Origin of the sequence: Streptomyces sp. 8K308 (assembly GCF_004348315.1) — a bacterium.
Lineage (GTDB): Bacteria > Actinomycetota > Actinomycetes > Streptomycetales > Streptomycetaceae > Streptomyces.
Window position 1 is genome coordinate 1 of sequence record NZ_SMKC01000139.1, and the last position, 16,435, is coordinate 16,435.

12 protein-coding genes and 2 pseudogenes are annotated in these 16,435 nt (G+C 73.0%); 8 read left to right on the plus strand and 6 right to left on the minus strand.

Annotation, left to right across the window (positions count from 1 at the left end; translation table 11 throughout):
• Positions 1-454 precede the first annotated feature (454 nt).
• The 3 genes and pseudogenes from E1265_RS19540 to E1265_RS39350 form a co-directional block, all read left to right on the plus strand.
• Positions 455-3,616 carry a glycosyl hydrolase 115 family protein gene (locus E1265_RS19540; protein WP_132931706.1) on the plus strand — a complete coding sequence of 1,054 codons (3,162 nt, stop codon included), beginning with the start codon at positions 455-457 and terminating at the stop codon, positions 3,614-3,616.
• A gap of 91 nt (positions 3,617-3,707) precedes the next feature.
• Positions 3,708-4,559 (plus strand): formate dehydrogenase accessory sulfurtransferase FdhD, encoded by an 852-nt coding sequence (gene fdhD / locus E1265_RS19545; protein WP_132931708.1) that lies wholly within the window; start codon positions 3,708-3,710, stop codon positions 4,557-4,559.
• A 79-nt stretch (positions 4,560-4,638) separates the two neighbouring features.
• A pseudogene (locus E1265_RS39350) lies at positions 4,639-4,798 on the plus strand (TetR/AcrR family transcriptional regulator); the annotation flags it as partial.
• A gap of 42 nt (positions 4,799-4,840) precedes the next feature.
• On the opposite strand, the gene E1265_RS19555 reads toward E1265_RS39350, so the two are convergent.
• A complete protein-coding gene (locus tag E1265_RS19555) occupies positions 4,841-5,839 on the minus strand; it encodes a bile acid:sodium symporter family protein (RefSeq protein ID WP_347877223.1) in 999 nt (332 codons plus the stop codon).
• 176 nt (positions 5,840-6,015) lie between these two features.
• Between E1265_RS19555 and E1265_RS19560 the strand changes: the two genes are divergently transcribed.
• A complete protein-coding gene (locus E1265_RS19560) occupies positions 6,016-6,858 on the plus strand; it encodes an aldo/keto reductase (RefSeq protein ID WP_132931712.1) in 843 nt (280 codons plus the stop codon).
• 391 nt (positions 6,859-7,249) lie between these two features.
• Here E1265_RS19560 and E1265_RS19565 read toward each other — a convergent pair whose 3' ends face one another.
• From E1265_RS19565 to E1265_RS19575, 3 genes and pseudogenes are all read right to left on the minus strand, one after another.
• Positions 7,250-7,564: a 4a-hydroxytetrahydrobiopterin dehydratase gene (locus tag E1265_RS19565; protein ID WP_132931713.1), complete on the minus strand. Its 315-nt coding sequence runs from the start codon at positions 7,562-7,564 to the stop codon at positions 7,250-7,252.
• Positions 7,565-7,772: 208 nt separating this feature from the next.
• Positions 7,773-9,032: pseudogene (locus E1265_RS19570) on the minus strand (IS701 family transposase).
• Positions 9,033-9,266: 234 nt separating this feature from the next.
• Positions 9,267-9,590, minus strand: a complete 324-nt coding sequence (locus tag E1265_RS19575) for a hypothetical protein (RefSeq protein WP_132931715.1) — start codon at positions 9,588-9,590, stop codon at positions 9,267-9,269.
• 500 nt (positions 9,591-10,090) lie between these two features.
• On the opposite strand from E1265_RS19575, the gene E1265_RS19580 reads away from it, so the two are divergent.
• Positions 10,091-10,549 (plus strand): hypothetical protein, encoded by a 459-nt coding sequence (locus tag E1265_RS19580; protein WP_132931716.1) that lies wholly within the window; start codon positions 10,091-10,093, stop codon positions 10,547-10,549.
• 58 nt (positions 10,550-10,607) lie between these two features.
• On the opposite strand, the gene E1265_RS19585 is transcribed toward E1265_RS19580, so the two are convergent.
• Entirely contained in the window at positions 10,608-12,695 is a 2,088-nt protein-coding gene (locus E1265_RS19585; protein ID WP_132931718.1) for a phage holin family protein, read from the minus strand.
• A gap of 281 nt (positions 12,696-12,976) precedes the next feature.
• On the opposite strand from E1265_RS19585, the gene E1265_RS19590 reads away from it, so the two are divergent.
• Both E1265_RS19590 and E1265_RS19595 read left to right on the plus strand, forming a co-directional pair.
• Complete coding sequence (locus E1265_RS19590; protein ID WP_132931720.1) at positions 12,977-13,756, plus strand: MBL fold metallo-hydrolase; 780 nt, start codon at positions 12,977-12,979, stop codon at positions 13,754-13,756.
• Complete coding sequence (locus E1265_RS19595) at positions 13,753-14,448, plus strand: VTT domain-containing protein (protein ID WP_132931721.1); 696 nt, start codon at positions 13,753-13,755, stop codon at positions 14,446-14,448. Before E1265_RS19590 ends, E1265_RS19595 begins: the two co-directional genes overlap by 4 nt.
• Here the strand turns inward: E1265_RS19595 and E1265_RS19600 are convergent.
• Complete coding sequence (locus E1265_RS19600) at positions 14,441-15,478, minus strand: MBL fold metallo-hydrolase (protein WP_132931723.1); 1,038 nt, start codon at positions 15,476-15,478, stop codon at positions 14,441-14,443. The two genes, E1265_RS19595 and E1265_RS19600, sit on opposite strands and share 8 nt — an antisense overlap.
• 129 nt (positions 15,479-15,607) lie before the next feature.
• Between E1265_RS19600 and E1265_RS19605 the strand changes: the two genes are divergently transcribed.
• On the plus strand, positions 15,608-16,411 hold the full coding sequence (locus E1265_RS19605; protein WP_132931725.1) for a methyltransferase domain-containing protein: 804 nt from the start codon (positions 15,608-15,610) through the stop codon (positions 16,409-16,411).
• Positions 16,412-16,435: the final 24 nt, after the last annotated feature.

Here is a 16,435-nt window from a genome sequence, read left to right on the forward strand (position 1 = left end):
GGGGTGGAGACGCTGCCGGAGGCGGTCAGGCCGCGCGAGGCGCCGGGGGAACGGCCGGTCGGCCGGCCACGCCGGGAAGGGCGATGGTGGAAGCGGCCGCGTCAGCCGCGGCGACACGCGGCGGACCACACTCGACCGAAGTCGATGTGGTCGCGGGTGGTCAGACGCCGCTCGCCGCTCATGTTCTCAGTGGAACAGCGCCCGACGTGCGCGTCAACCAGGTGGCCGGGATGTGGACCCGACCGACTCCGGCCGCCCGAAAGGTTTTCAGACATCGGACCGGGGGTCGGGCCGTCGGGCACGGCCACAACTCCCCTCGCCCAACCCGGCGACGACAGTCGGGAACCGAGTATTGACCTGGGTATGCCCCGTCGTTAGCTTCTTCCGGAGTCACGGCCAGCATCTTCCGGAATCCTTCCGAGAATTATCGGCATCCCTCCCACGGAGGCAGATCATGACGAGCCGTCGCGCATTCCTCGGTCTCCTGCCCCTGACGGTGGCGGCGGCCGGCACCGCCCCCGCCGTCGCCGAGGCCGCCCCCGCGGAGCCGGCCGCCGCGCCCGCGGCCACCGAGCGGCGCAGCACCTTCGTGTCCACCGTCTGGCAGCCGGGCAGCCTGCCGCTGGCGGCCGACGGCAGGACGGTGCCGATCCTGGTGAGCTCGGCCGACCACCCGGGCGTGCTGCGGGCGGTGCGCGACCTGGCGACCGACGTCGAGCGGGTCACCGGCCGGGCCCCCGACATCAGCCACGACCGGGCGCCGATCGGCCACGACGAGCTGGTCATCGTCGGCACCATCGGCCGCAGCCCGCTGATCGACCAGCTGGTCGCGGCCGGCAAGGTGGACGTCACCGGGATCGCCGGGAAGTGGGAGACCACCCGCGAGCAGTTGGTGCACAACCCGCTGCCCGGGGTCCGGCGCGCGTTCGTGATCGCCGGGAGCGACCAGCGCGGCACCATCTACGGCGTCTACGAGACCTCGCGGCAGTTGGGCGTCTCGCCCTGGCACTGGTGGGACGACGTGCCGGTCCCCCGCCACGAGCGGGTCTACCTGCTGCCCGGCCGGTTCACCCAGGGCACCCCGGCCGTGAAGTACCGCGGCTTCTTCATCAACGACGAGAACCCGGCGCTCGGCACCTGGGCTCCGGCGTTCTTCGGCCCGGGGCACGCGCCCGACTTCCCGGCCGGCTTCAACAGCGCCTTCTATGCCCGGGTGTTCGAGGTGATGCTGCGGCTGCGGGCCAACTACCTGTGGCCGGCCGTGTGGGGCCGGGCGTTCGCCGAGGACGATCCGGCCAACCACGCCACCGCCAAGGAGTACGGCGTCGTCATGGGCACCTCCCACGAGGCGCCCATGATGCGCGGCATCGAGGAGTGGAACCGGCACGCCGTGCCGGCCAGGCGCGACGCGGCGGGGAACATCGTCACCCCCGGCCACGACCCGTACGGCGGCACCGGCGAGTGGAGCTTCCGCCGCAACGGCGAGGCCATCAGACGCTACTGGGCCGACGGCGTGCGCCGCATGGTCGACGAGGACTTCGAGGGCGTGGTCACCCTCGGCATGCGCGGCAACGGCGACGTCAGCCTGCCCGACGGGGACGGCATCGAGCTCATGGCGTCCATCCTGGCCGCGCAGCGGGAGATCCTGGCCGAGGTGACCGGCGCCGAAGACCTCACCGCGATCCCCCAGGTGCAGACGCTCTACAAGGAGGTCCAGCGCTACTGGGACCAGGGGCTCCGCCCGCCGGACGACGTGACCGTCGTCTTCTGCGACGACAACTGGGGCAACATGCGCAAGGTCCCCGACCCCCGCCTGCCGGAGCGGCCCGGCGGCTACGGCCTCTACTACCACTTCGACTACGTCGGCGGCGGCCGGAACTATAAGTGGGTCGACACCATCAACCTCGCCTCCACCTGGGAGCAGTTGCACCTGTCCTACCGGTACGGCATCGACCGCCTGTGGGTGGTCAACGTCGGCGACCTGAAGGCCGAGGAGCTGCCGTTGCAGTTCTTCCTCGACTACGCCTGGGACCCGGAGCGTTGGCCGATCGAGCGGCTGGGCGAGTGGGAACGCCAGTACGCGGAGCAGAACTTCGGCCTCCGGCACGCCGAGGCCATCGCCGGCGTCCTGCACGACTACGGCGTCCTCCAGGCGCGCCGCAAGCCGGAGTTGCTCAACCGGCGGATCACCGTCGACCCGACGAGGGACCCGGCCACCGACGCCTCCGCGATCGCCTACGACGACCAGGCGACCCCGTTCAGCCTCACCGACTACCGGGAGCTGGAGCGGGTCACCGCCGAGTGGGAGGAGCTGGACGCCCGGGCGCAACGGATCGGCGAGGCCCTGCCGGACGAACACCACGACGCCTACTACCAGTTGGTTCAGTACCAGGTGGAGGCGACCGCCAACCTGTACGCGCTGCGGGCCGCCGAGTTCACCAACCTGCACTACGCGCGCCAGGGCAGGGCCGCCGCCAACCAGCTCGCCGACGACACGGACGCCAGGTTCGCCGACGACCAGGCGATGTCGGACTATTACAACAACACGCTCCGGGACGGCAAATGGGCCGGCTTCCAGACGCAGCCGAAGATCGGCTACGGCGACGTCGCCCGCTACGGTCCCGACGCGCCGTGGCAGCAGCCGCAGACCCCCGGTCACGTGGCGCTGCCCGACGAGGTGTTCCCGCCGGTCCGCAGGATCGAGCCGCCGGCCGGCGCCGAGCTCGGCGTGGCCGTCGACGGTTCGGCCGACTGGTGGCCGGCCGCCCGGGGCCCGGCCGTGCTGCCCGAGTTCAGTCCCTACCAGTCGCAACCCACCCAGTACATCGAGGTGTTCAACCGGGGCCGGCAGCCGTTCGACTTCCGGATCGACCCCGGCGTGCCGTGGCTGCGGGTCTCCCCCGCCGCCGGCACCGTCACCACCCAGGTGCGGGCCGAGGTCACGGTGGACTTCCGCGCGGCCCCGCTCGGCACCACCCGGGTGCCGCTGACCGTCACCGGACCCGGCGACACGAGCGTCGAGGTCACGGCCGTGGTCAACAACCCGGGCGTGCCGCTGCGCCGGCTCGCCGGCTTCGTCGAGGCCAACGGCTACGTCTCCATCGAGGCCGGCCACTTCGACCGGGCGGTGGGCGGCCAGGGCGTCCGCTGGCAGCGCATCCCCGACCTGGGCCGCACCGGTGACGGCGTCACGCCGTTCCCGGTCACCGCGCCCCGCCAGACCCCGGGCGGCCGGAGCCCGCGCCTGGAGTACGACCTGACGCTGTTCACGACGGGCCGAATGCGGGTGCTCGCATACCTTTCGCCGCGCAACAACGTGCTGCCGACGGACGGCCTGACCTACGCGGTCTCGTTCGACGGCGGCACCCCGGTGCGGGTCAACGTCACGGTGGTCAGCGGCGCCGACGACACCACGATGAACCGGCAGTGGGAGCACGGCACCTCGGACAACGTCCGGATCACCGCCACCGAGCACACCATCGTGGAACCCGGGCGGCACGTGCTGCGGTTCTGGATGGTGGACCCGACCGTGGTGCTGCAGAAGCTGGTCGTCGACACGGGCGGCCTGCGCCCCAGCTACCTCGGCCCGCCCGAGAGCCGGCGCGCCGACGGCTGACGCGCCGACAGCCGACGCGTTTCGGTCCATTGTCGACGGTATCCCGTACACAGCCGGCGCTTTCCGGCGCGCTTCGGTGCATGATGAACTCATGGGACGAGTCACCGAACGCCGCCGCGTCGTCCGGATCCGGGACGGTGCCGTCAGCCGGCGGGCCGACACCCTGGTGGGTGAGGAGCCCCTGGAGATCCGGGTCAACGGGCGCGCCGTCGCCGTCACCATGCGCACGCCTGGCGACGACTTCGCGCTCGCCGCCGGTTTCCTCGTCAGCGAAGGGGTGTTGGGCCGGCCCGAGGAGCTGGCCCGCATCACCTACTGCGCCGGCGCGCAGGGGCCGGACGGCAGCGGCAACACCTACAACGTGCTGGACGTCCGCCTCGCGGACGGCGTCCCGCTACCGGACATCACGCTGGAGCGCAACGTCTACACGACGTCGTCCTGCGGCGTCTGCGGCAAGGCCAGCCTGGACGCGGTGCGGACCACGGCCCGCTGGCCGCTCCCGCTGACGGGCGGCCCGCGCCTCGACCCCGGGCTGCTGGCCGAGCTCCCCGACCGGCTGCGCTCCGCGCAGCGCGTCTTCGACCGCACCGGCGGCCTGCACGCGGCGGCCCTCTTCACGGGCGACGGCCGGCTCCTCGACGTCCGGGAGGACGTGGGCCGCCACAACGCGGTCGACAAGGTGGTCGGCCGGGCCCTGGAACGGGGGCTGCTGCCGCTCGCCGACACGGTGCTGCTCGTCTCAGGACGCGCCTCGTTCGAACTCGTCCAGAAGGCGGTGATGGCCGGCATCCCGGCCCTCGCCGCGGTCTCGGCGCCGTCCTCACTCGCCGTCGACCTGGCCGAGGAGTCCGGCCTCACGCTCGTCGGCTTCCTGCGCGGCACGTCCATGAACGTCTACACGGGCCCGGAACGCGTGGTCCTCCCGGTCCCGGCCACCACCTGAGCGGCCGACCCCGCCCGCTTCACCGTGTCGTCCTGCCCTCCCGGGAGACGACCGGGACGGTGCGTCGCACCGTCGCCCCATGGAAGAGGAGTTGCGGGCCCTGCGGGCGTCGGGCCTGCCCGACGAGGAGATACCCCGAACGCTTCCCCACCCTGGCCCACTTCGCCCCCGACGTGCGCCCCATCGGGGCAGACCGCCGCGCCGCGTTCGAGCACGTCCTCGCCGCCCAACTCGCCTAGGTCGAGGCCGAGTTCCCCTGACCCGCCCGCCCCGGAGGGACCTCAGCTGTGGGCCGGTTCCTGCGACGCGGCGGCCGTCGTCGGCCGGGGTTCCCGCGCGCCGGGCGCCGGCAGGCGCGCCCAGCGGCGGGCTATGAACGCGCACACGATCAGCTGCAACTGGTGGAAGATCATCAGCGGCAGGACCGCCATCGCCGCCTGCCCCTGGAAGATCACGCCGGCCATCGGAAGACCGGCCGCCAGCGACTTCTTCGAACCGGCGAAGACGATCGCCACCCGGTCGTCCCGCTCGAAGCCGAGCCGCCGCGAGCCGTACGAGGTCAGCGACAGCATCACCGCGAGCAGCACCACAAGCACGCCGAACAGCGCCACCAGGCGCCGCCAGCTGACCTCGCCCCAGACGCCCTGCGTCATGCCCTCGCTGAACGCCGCGTAGACGACGACCAGCACCGAGCCGCGGTCCACCAGGGACAGCACCCGCCGGTGTCGCCTGACGAAGCCGCCGATCCAGCGCCGCAGCAGTTGCCCGAGCACGAACGGCAGCAGCAGCTGGCCGCCGATGGCCAGCAGGGTGTCAGGGGAGAAGCCGCCGCTGGCGCCGATCAGGCCGGCGGCGAGCAGCGGCGTCACGAGCACGCCGAGCAGGCTGGAGAAGGAGCCGGCGGCGATGGCGCCCGCGACGTTGCCCCGGGCGATGGAGGTGAAGGCGATGGAGGACTGGACCGTGGACGGCACCAGGCACAGGAACAGCAGGCCCGGGTAGAGCGGGTCGCTGACGAGCCACGGCACCAGGCCGCGCGCGGCCAGGCCGAGCAGCGGGAAGACGACGAAGGTGCAGGTGATGATCGTCAGGTGGAGGCGCCAGTGGCGCAGCCCGTCCATGGCCTCGCTGGTGGAGAGCCGGGTGCCGTAGAGGAAGAAGAGGAGCCCGATGATGCCGACGGTCGCGTCGTCCACGCCGTCCGCGACCCGGCCGCTGGCGGGGAACAGGGCGGCCAGCCCGACCGTCGCGAACAGCAGCACGATGAAGGGGTCGATCATTCGGGCCAGTCTGCGCACATTCGCCATTGTCTCTCCCAGACCCGCGTGATGCGGCGCGGGGCCCGGTCGGAGACGATGGGCAGACCTGATACCCGTGAGAACCGTGAGAACCCGCGAGAATCCGCGAGAATCCGCGAGAATCCGCAAGAATCCGCAAGAAAAGGACACAGGCACTCGTGAGCAGCGTCCCCAGTGTGACCCTCAACAACGGCGTGGTGATGCCGCAGCTCGGCTTCGGCGTCTGGCAGGTCCCGGACGACCAGGCGGAGACGGCGGTGGCCCAGGCCCTGGCCGACGGCTACCGCGGCATCGACACGGCGCAGATCTACGGGAACGAGGAGGGCACCGGCCGGGCGCTGGCCGCCTCGGGCGTGGATCGCGGCGAGCTGTTCGTCACCACCAAGCTGTGGAACAGCGCGTCGGAGACCTGGACCCGCGACGCCGTGCTGCGGGAGTTCGACGCCTCGCTCGGCCGCCTCGGGCTCGACTACGTGGACCTCTACCTCGTCCACTGGCCGCGCGCGATGCGCGACGACTACGTGACCATCCTCCGCGCCTTCGGCGAGCTCGCCGAGAGCGGCCGCGCCAGGGCGGTCGGCACCTCCAACTTCCACCCGCCGCAGCTGCGCCGGGTGGTGGACGAGACCGGCGTGGTGCCGGCGGTCAACCAGATCGAGCTCCACCCCTACCTCCAGCAGTCCGAGCTGCGCGCCCTGCACGCGGAGCTCGGCATCGCCACCGAGGCGTGGTCGCCGCTGGGTCAGGGCAAGGGGCTGCTCGACGACGCCACGATCGGCGGGATCGCGGAGAAGCACGGCCGCACCCCGGCCCAGGTGGTGCTCCGCTGGCACCTGCGGATCGGCAACGTGGTGATCCCCAAGTCCGTGACGCCGTCCCGGATCAAGGAGAACATCGACGTCTTCGACTTCGAGCTCGACGAGGACGACCTCGCCGCGATCGCGGCCCTGGACCGGGGCACCCGCTTCGGCCCCGATCCCGACACCTTCGACTGGAGCTGACGTCGGGCGCCGGACAGGAACTAGCCCTGTCCGGGCGACTTCTTCAGCCCGCGACTCGCCCAGGCCTGGCGGCCTGGGTGGGGGTGCCCCCTGCACGAAGTGCTCGGGGGAGTGCCCCCGAACACGGCACCTCGCCTCGTTACCCCGCGCCGCGCGGCGCCGATATGCCGCGCCGCGGCGTGGGGCATGTCGGGCGCTGCGCACGCATACGGCCACGTATGAGCTGCGCTGCCGGCCGATGTGCGGCTCCGCCACGTGGGGCGCCGTGAGCGAGGCGAATGGGGGCACTCCCCCGAGCACTCCGTGCAGGGGGCACCCCACCCGGACGAGGCCTGGGGAAGCACCGGGTCTGACACCGCGGGCCGATCCGACAAGATCGACAGGACAGGACCTAGCCGTCGGTCCTCACGCCGTGTGCCGGCGCGATCTCCTCGATGCGGCGGGCCAGTTGGACGTCGAGCTCGGTCACCCTGCCGCCGACGCTGTGGGTGTTGACGGCGATGTCGAGCCGGTTGTAGGTGACGGTCAGCTCGGCGTGGTGGTTGAGCTCCTCCTGCACGGCGGCGATGTGCGTGACCAGCGCGACGGCCGGCAGGTGGCCGGCGAGCGTGTAGCGGCGCTCCAGGTGGTCGTCGCTCACGGTCCAGCCGGGCAGCCCGCTCAGGCACTCGGCGATCTCCAGCTCCGTCAACGGCTGCGGTGCCATGGTATTGCCCTCCTCCGCGTGGGGTGTGCCGCTCGGCGCCAGCCTAAGCGCTCCGCTGGAGGTGCCGCGCGCTGCTCCGGCGAGCGCCTGCCGCACCGTCATGGCCGGTCACACCCACGCGCGGAGCCGTCCCGCGCCCCTTCGGGGCGCCGCCGAACCGCGGCGGAGTTCACCCGACCCGCCTAGTACTCCAGTCTGGTTTCGCGATCTAGGTGCTGGATGGTTCGTTGAGGCGTCGTCGGTAGTGGCTGCGTCGGGCTGTTGCCTGGTGGTGTCTGCGCCAGTTGGCCAGTGCAGCAGCCTGGCCGCGGACGTGGCTGGTGGGGCGAAGAGGGCGGCGAGTAGGGGCCGGATCTCCGGAACGGTGAACGTGATCGGGGCGTGGCTTCGGACGGGGTGGTGTGGGTTGGCGGGCCGGTTGGGGCTGGCGCTGGCGGCGAGAGCGGCCAGGAAGGCCAGGGCGAGCATGGCGAGCGTGACGTGCCGGTGCCACGCGGTCCAGTTCCTGACCTGGTAGTGGTCGAGTCCGACCTGGCTCTTGGCGGCCTGGAAGCACTCTTCGATGCTCCAGCGGACACCGGCGACGCGGATCAGCTCCGACAGCGGCACCGCAGCCGGGGACCAGCGCCGGTAGAAGGCGAGTCAGCGGTGGCCGGGTTGCGGCGGATGAGCAGGTGGCGGCGGCTGTCGGCGCCGGTCTGCGCCCAGGCCCAGTCGTAGTAGCGCGGGCCCTTCGCGCCCACTCCGGCGCTCTGGCGGTGCCAGGCGGTATCGGGCAGGCGGCCGGCGAGGTGATCCGCGCGGACAGGCGTGCGGCCATGGTTGATCCGGAACCGGGTGGAGCAGGCGACGGCCATCACGTAGCCGACGCCTCTGGCCTCCAGGTGGCGCGTAGGCGCGGGTCCTGGCCGTAGGCCTCGTCGCCGGTCACCCACGATGCGGTGATGCCGGCGTCCCGCGCCGCGCTGATCATCTCCGTGGCCAGGCGGGGCTTGGTCTGGAAGTGGACCTCGTCGGGTATCCCGGCCGCCCGGCGGCGCTCGTCATCGGCGCACCAGGAGTGCTCGGGCAGGTAGAGCCGGCGGTCGATCAGTGCCCGCCCGCGGTCGGTGGCGTAGGCGAGGAACACGCCGATCTGGCTGTTCTCGACGCGTCCTGCGCTGCCGGTGTACTGCCGTTGCACTCCTGCCGATGCCCGGCCCTTCTTCACAAAGCCGGTCTCGTCCACGATCAGGAAGCCGCCGTCGGTACCAAGATGGTCGACGGTGTAGCTGCGCAGGTCGTCGCGAACGGCATCTACGCCCCAGCGGGCGTAGCGCAGCAGGCGCTGCATCGGCCTGGGCCAAGCCGGCCTGCTCGGCCAGGCGCCAGCAGTTTTCCGTTCGGTGCTCGACAGCAGCCCGAGCAGATAGTCACGGGCACTCGCCCGGGGCTCCACCTGCCCGAGCCGGCCCGCGCTCCGGGCCATGACCTGGTCGATCGTCACCCGCCAGCGGGCAGGGTCTACGCTGTGGCCCGCGGCCACCGCACGATCTTCAGGAGTCCACACAACCCCCGATGATCACGCGGTGACCGCACCCGCTCCCGCCCGAGGTCGACCCAAGATCGCGAAACCCATGCGCGGCCGTGGGGGGCGTCTTCACTGCGCAGAGAGTCGGCAGATGGCGAGGGCCAAGGCGACGCCGGCGCGTGTGGTGCGCGGTCAGCTCCAGTCGGTGCAGTGGAGGTTCTCGTTCTCCCAGGAGCACAGCCTCACCATGACGTTGCGCAGCGGGTCGAAGGTGGTCATGTTGCGTTCGAGGTCCTGGGACTGGCCGTTTGCCGCGAGGAGAACGGGGTCCGGATGGAGGATGCGCTGCTCCCACTGCCCGTCCACGAACACTTCGTAGGAGACGTGGAGCTGCGAGTAGGACGGCACCTCCGGATAGTCCTCCAGGGTGAAGCCGAGGTACGCCTGGTTGGTTCCGGTCCACGTGATGACACCGCTGCCCGTCCGTAGTCGGTCGAGATGTCCACGGTGCGCCACCCGTCGGCGTGGGCGGTGCCGACGCCCAGCAGCACGGCGGCCAGGGTGACGGCCACGACGACGGCGGTGCGTAATGTTCGCACCATGAGCTTCCTTTCTGGAGGATCGGCTGATCCTGTGGACTCGATAAGGATGTTATGCGCACACAGTAAGGGGCAGTGGGCAGGTGTTCCCCCTGCGTCGAACCGCATCACGCGTGTCACGGCACCGGGCCGGGCGCCGTGCCGCACCCGCGGTGGGCCGAAAGACGCTCGAACGGCCCATGGTCGCGTGGCTCTAGGGTTCGATTCCTTCGGCGGGCTCACCCGACAGGTCAGGTCAGACACGATCTGACCAGACCTTTCGCTGGTGCCCGGACCCGGCCGGCGGGGAAGGCGACGATCCTCGTGCTCGATATGTCTCAGATGCGAGTCAACGGTGGAAGACTGGGGCAGGATGACAATCGGTCAGCAGGTGATTGCCGAACGCGATGTCAATCGCTCGCCGAAAGGACTCAGCCCATGCACAGACGTCTGTGGCGCGGACTCGTCGTCCCCCTCACCGCCACGGCCATGTTCGGTTTGATGAACGCCGGATCGACCGCGGTGGCCGTCGACCAGACCATCAGCCAGGGCGTGACGCTCACCGTGCCCGGCGGCTTCGTCGCCGAGTTCTGCGCGACCGGTGAGGTCAGCCAGTGCGTCACCCTCGTCACCGGCCCGTCGACGGTGTCCGGCACGCTCACCGTCAGCGTGTCGACCCCCGACATCGACGCGGACGTCGACGTGGCCCCCTGCGGCACCGCGGGTGTCGTGGTCGCTGTGACCGGCGCGACCGAGGGCGGCTCCATCGCCGCGAACTTCACCGGCACCGTGGACGCCGTCGGCGCCCCGCCGCAGGCCGTGGACGAGACGGTGCAGGTCGACGCGCCGAGCGAGAGCGACACGCTCACGGCATCGCTCTGTCTCCAGCGCGGCTAGCACTTGACGACGCCTCAACGAACCATCCAGCACTAGATCGCGAAACCAGACTGGAGTACTAGGACGGGGTGGAGGTCGTCGCCTGCGGGAGCGGCTCGGTGGGGTGGGCCGCCGCCTCGGCGAGCCAGCCGCGCAGCACTTGGTGGACGGCCTCGGCGCCGACCAGCTCGGCGTCGGGCGCGGAGAGCGCGAGGGGCGACATCAGGAAGGCGCGGCTCTGCTCGCCGCCGAGGCCGCCGTGCGAGCCGGCCTGGTCCTCGAAGGCATGCACCTCGCCGGTGTCCGGGTCGAGGGCGGAGTTCACCATGATGTCGGCGGCGTGCGGGAAGCCGGCGGTGCGCCGGACGGTTTCGGCCGCGCCGGGGCCAAAGGGTGCGAGCGGGTCGGCGCCGAGCACCTCACCGGTGGCGAGCCGGTGCTCGGCGCCGCCCGCGCCGAGCACCACGGGCCCGTGCCGCTCGCTGCGCACCAGCAGGAAGCCGATGCCCGGGTGGTCGGCCAGGGCGCGCAGCAGCCCCGGGTAGCGGGCGGTGATCGCCTCGGCCGAGGCCCGGCCGACGAGGTCGGGGAAGGAGATCAGGCCCAGGTTCCCCGAGCCGAGCACGATGGGCGCCCCGCGCCCGCGCGCCGGGCCGCCCGGCGGCTCTGGCGACTCCTCAGGACGGTGCAGCGCGGCGCGCGCCGCGCCGCGCGCCTCGGCGCCCGCCGGCTCGCGTTCCCCCGAGAGGCAGGGTCGACCGCCGGCCTGGCGTGGCACGAGGGGCCGGCCGCAGCCGGCCCGCACCAGCTCCTCGAGCGTGACGCCGAACCTGGACCTGAAGGTCTCGCCCTGGCTCTGCCCGTGGTCGGAGAGCAGCACCAGGTGGTAGGGGCGCGGCGCGTACCTGATGGCCTGGGCTATCGCGGCCACGCACCGGTCGGTCCTGGCCAGCACCTGCCGGGCGTCCCGGCCGCGCGGGCCCGAGTGGTGGGCGACCTCGTCGTAGGCGACGAGATCGGCGTAGACGGCGGTGCGCCCGTTGAGTATGTCGCCGGCGACGGCGGCGGTAACCACGTCCCGCTGGACGACCGTGGCGAAGGCCCTGATCAGCGGGTAGAGGCCGCCCCTGCTGACCCGGGGGCGGTCGCCGCGCAGCCGGGCGCCGAGCGACTGGCAGACCTCGCGCACCAGCTCGGCCACGAAGGAGAGCGCGGTGCGGGCGGCGTGCGCCGGGTCGGAGAAGTAGGCGAAGTAGCCGGCGCGTGAGCGCTGGCCACGCCCGCGCCTGGCCACCGAGAGCACCAGCGCCACCTGGTCGGCGCCGCCGCTGAACAGGTTGCCCCGGCTCGCGCCGTCGTGGGCGAGCAGCCCGGGATGCCCGCTGCGCGCGGTGGCGCGGCGCTGGAGCTCGGCGGCACTCGACGGCCGGTTGCTGATGATCACCTCGCCGGTGTCCTTCTCGTACCAGCGGAAGGCGGGTACGTCCTCATTGCTGCCGTGCAGGATGGCGAGCTGGGAGGCGCCCGTCTGGCTCGACCAGTCGGTGCGCCAGGGCGTGAGCCGGTGGGTGGTGCCGCACATGGCGGCGAGCGTCGGCATCAGGGGCCGCTCGCCGTCGACGGCCTCGCACAGCAGCTCGTAGCCGACGCCGTCGAGCTGGAGGAAGACCGTACCGGGGGTGCGCGACGGGGGCGCGGGCTCGCCCCGGGTGGCGCGCCAGCCGGCGAGCCGGCGCATCCTGCGGCGCTGCGCGCCGGTGTCGCGGATGGCGAGCAGGGTGCTGGTGCCGGAGGAGGCGACGGACATCACGGCGGCCACCACGGCGGCGACTGCGGGGCTGGCGGCGCCGCGCCCGTCGGGTATCGCGCTCAGCGCGAGCAGCAGCAGCGAGCCGTTGAGCAGGAAGACCAGCAGGCCGAGCACGAGCGCGGGCACCAGCAGCATGGCGCGCACCAGCCAGGGCCAGACCAGCGCGTTGAGCAGGCCGAAGAATCCGGCGCCGAGGGCGGCGGTGAGGCCGAGCCTGGTCAGGCTCCCGCCGTCGGCCGACTGGAGCCGGAAGCCGGGGAGCAGCAGTGCGAGCAGCACCATCGTGAGCGTGCTGACCGCCCACACCGCGAGCACGCGCAACAGCGCGGCGCCCGCGCGCCAGGCCGTGACCGGCATCACTCCTCCTCGCGTGGGGACTCGACGGCAGTCCTCACCATTCTCCCTGCCCCGCCAAATCGTCCCCTGCCGTCCCCTTCGCCCCACGGGCCACTCGGCCCGTCCACCGATCGCGGGGACAGCGGGCCCGCGGTACCCGACACGTCTCTCGGCGACGCGGGCCGCCCCGCTGGTCGCCCCACCGCGGATCCGTCGACGCGGCTCCGGCCCCGCGCGGCGGGCTGGCATGCTGGAAGGGGACGGCCGTCCGATGAGTGTCCGGCGGCCGGGAGGAGTTCCTGATGCCGGTGGAGATCACCTGGTGGGGCCACGCCACCGCGACGGTGCGGGACTCCGGGACGACGGTGCTGACCGACCCGGTGCTCACGCTGCGCTGCGCCCACCTGTGGCGGCGCCGTGGCGCCCTGCCGTCGCCGGCCGCGCACCACCCGGACGTGGTGCTCGTCTCCCACCTGCACGCCGACCACCTGCACCTGCGCTCGCTCTTCCGGGTCGGCGCCGGCGCGCTGCTTGTGCTGCCGCGCGGCGCGCTGCGCGCGGTGCCGCGCCTGCGGCGGCTCGCCGCGAGGCTCGAGGTGTGTGAGATGACGCCGGGGGACAGAGTCTCGGTGGGCGGGTTGGCGGTGCGCGCGGTGCCGGCCGCGCACGACGGGCGGCGGCTGCCGTTCCTCCCGCACCGGGTCCAACCGCTCGGCTATGTGTTGGAGGGGGAGGCGAAGACGTACTACGCGGGCGACACCGACCTGTACGAGGCCATGGCCAGGGAGACGGGTCCGATCGACACGGCGCTGCTGCCGGTGGGCGGCTGGGGGCCACGCCTCGGGCACGGCCATCTGAACGCGGAGCGCGCCGCAGAGGCGCTGGTCGCGCTGCGCCCGCACAGCGCCGTGCCGGTGCACTACGGCACGTTCTGGCCGGTGGGCATGGCGGCCGTGCGGGCGTGGGAGTTCCACTCCCCAGGGGACGAGTTCGTGCGGCACGCGGCGCGGCTCGCGCCCGACGTGCGGGTGCACCGGCTCGGCCACGGCGAGAGCGTGCGTCTCGCGGTGACCGGCCGATGACCCCGATAGCCGCGACGGCCGCCGCCACCGAGGCCGTCTCCACCAACCCGGCGCCGCAGGTCGTCGGCTACCCCTCGCTGTTCCTGCTCGTGCTGCTCGGCGCGCTGGTGCCGATCGTGCCCACCGGCGCGCTCGTCAGCTCGGCCGCCGCCGTGGCCCTGCACCACCCGCGGCCGGCGCTGCCGACGCTGCTGGTGTTCCTGCTGGCGACGGCGGCCGCCTTCCTCGGCGACGCGCTGCTGTACTGGCTCGGCCGGCGCGGCGTGCGCTCGCGAGGCGGATCGCGCTGGCTCGACCGGATGCACCAGCAGGTGGCGCCCGAGCGCCTGGCCAGGGCCCGGGCGCGGCTCGCGGCCGGCAGCATCACGGTGTTGCTCGTGTCGCGCCTGGTCCCGGCCGGCCGGATCCCAGTGATGCTGGCCTGCCTGCTGGCCAGGATGCCGATGCGCGCCTACCTGCGGGCCGACCTGCCGGCGGCGCTGGCCTGGGCGGCCACCTACCAGCTGCTCGGCATGCTGGGCGGGGCGCTCTTCCCGCACCCCTGGCAGGGTGTGCTCGCGGCGCTGGCCCTGACGCTGCTGATGGCCGCCGCGCCGCCTGTCTGGCGCCGGCTGCGGCGCCACCCGCGCGAGCGCCGTGACCGCCGCGACCGCCGCCGCGCCGGCGACCCGGCGCCGGCCAAGTTCAACTAGCCCCCGTCGGCTCCGTCAGGACCCGGGAGCCGCCGACCGGCAGGTCCCACAGGTCGTCAGGACGGCGGCCGGCCCTCCGCCAGGCCGCGCGCACCCTGGTCAGCGGTTCGAGCGGCGGCTCGGCCGAGAGCGCGAAGGCGGCCCAGTGCATCGGCGCCATCCGGGCCGCGCCCACGTCGTGGCAGGCGCGGACCGCCTCCTCCGGGTCGGTGTGCACCGACCGCAGCAGCCAGGGCGGGGCGTAGGCGCCGATCGGCAGCAGCGCCACGTCGATGCCGGGGAAGCGGGCTCCGATCTCCGCGAACCAGTGCCCGTAGCCGGTGTCCCCGGCGAAGTAGATCCGGCGCCCCGCCGGGTCGGTGAGCAGCCAACCGCCCCACAGCGTGCGGCAGGTGTCGGTCAGGGTCCGCTTGGACCAGTGGTGGGCCGGCACGAAGTCGAGACGGACGGCGCCGCCGGGCGCGGGCAGTTCGGCGGCCTCCCACCAGTCGAGCTCGGTGGTCCTGCGGAAGCCGCGGCGCCGGCACCAGGCGCCGAGCCCGGCCGGCACGAACAGCGCCGTCTCGCGCGGCAGCCTCTTCAGGGTGGGCGCGTCGAGGTGGTCGTAGTGGTTGTGCGAGATCAGCACGGCGTCGATCGGCGGCAGGTCCTCCCAGGCCACGCCGACGGGGGTGAGTCGGGGCGGGGTGGCCAGGATCCGGCGTGACCAGACGGGGTCGGTCAGCACCGTGAGGCCGCCGATCCTGATGACCCAGCTCGCGTGCCCGGCCCAGGTCAGCGCGACGGTGCGGGCGTCGGCCGCGGGCAACGGCGCGGGCCGGTACGGCAGCGCGCTCGCCTCGCGCAGCGCGGCGGCCGAGGGCCGCAGGGCGCCGTGCCGCAGGGCGCGGGCGAACGGCCACAGTCCGGGCAGCGGCGCCGTGAGCCGGTCGGCGAAGCCACGCGGCCAGGCGCGGCGCTCGAACAGGGGCCGGGGCTCGGCCGGTGCGGGCCGGTCGGCTCCGGCGGAGTGCTCGGTCCGTTCCGTCATAAGGACCAGATGAGCACGCGGCTCGCGCCCGGCAATCCAGCGCGCCGGAGCGCTGGCCCATGCCGGTGAACTTGTCCGCACCTCGGAATAATCTTGCTCGACAGGCGAGACGCCGGGCAGCATTCCGTCATGCCGGAAGCCGTTTACCCCCATGGACACCACGAGTCGGTGCTGCGGTCACACCGCTGGCGCACCGCGGAGAACTCGGCCGCCTATCTGCTGCCCGAGCTGAGCCGGGGCCTCTCGCTCCTCGACGTCGGCTGTGGCCCCGGCACCATCACCGCCGACCTGGCGGCCAAGGTCGCCCCCGGCCAGGTGACCGCCGTCGACCAGGCGGCGGACATCCTCTCGACCGCACGCGCCGAGGCCGAGTCCCGCGGCCTGGACAACGTGCGGTTCGCCACGGCGGACGTGCACGCCCTCGACTTCCCCGACGACTCCTTCGACGTGGTCCACGCCCACCAGGTCCTGCAGCACGTCACCGACCCGGTGCGGGCGCTGCGCGAGCTGCGGCGGGTCTGCCGGCCGGGCGGCGTCGTCGCCGTCCGGGACGTCGACTACGCGTCGATGACGTGGTTCCCCGAGGCGCCGGGGCTCACGAACTGGCTCGACCTCTACGACCGGGTCGCGCGGGCCAACGGCGGCGAGCCGGACGCCGGACGTCGCCTCCTGTCCTGGGCCCGCGCCGCTGGCTTCACGGACGTCCGCGCCTCGGCCACCGCCTGGTGCTTCGCCTCGCCGGCGGACCGCGCCTGGTGGTGCGGTCTGTGGGCCGATCGCACGGTCTCGTCGGCGTTCGCCGAGCTGGCGGTCGCGGGCGGGCACGCGACCGAGGCCGAACTCGCCGAAATCGCCGCGGCGTGGCGCGCCTTCGCCGCGACCGAGGACGGCTGGTTCACCAGCCTCCACGGCGAGCTCCTCTGCCGCGCCTGACGCACGACCGGTGGGGTTTTCCCC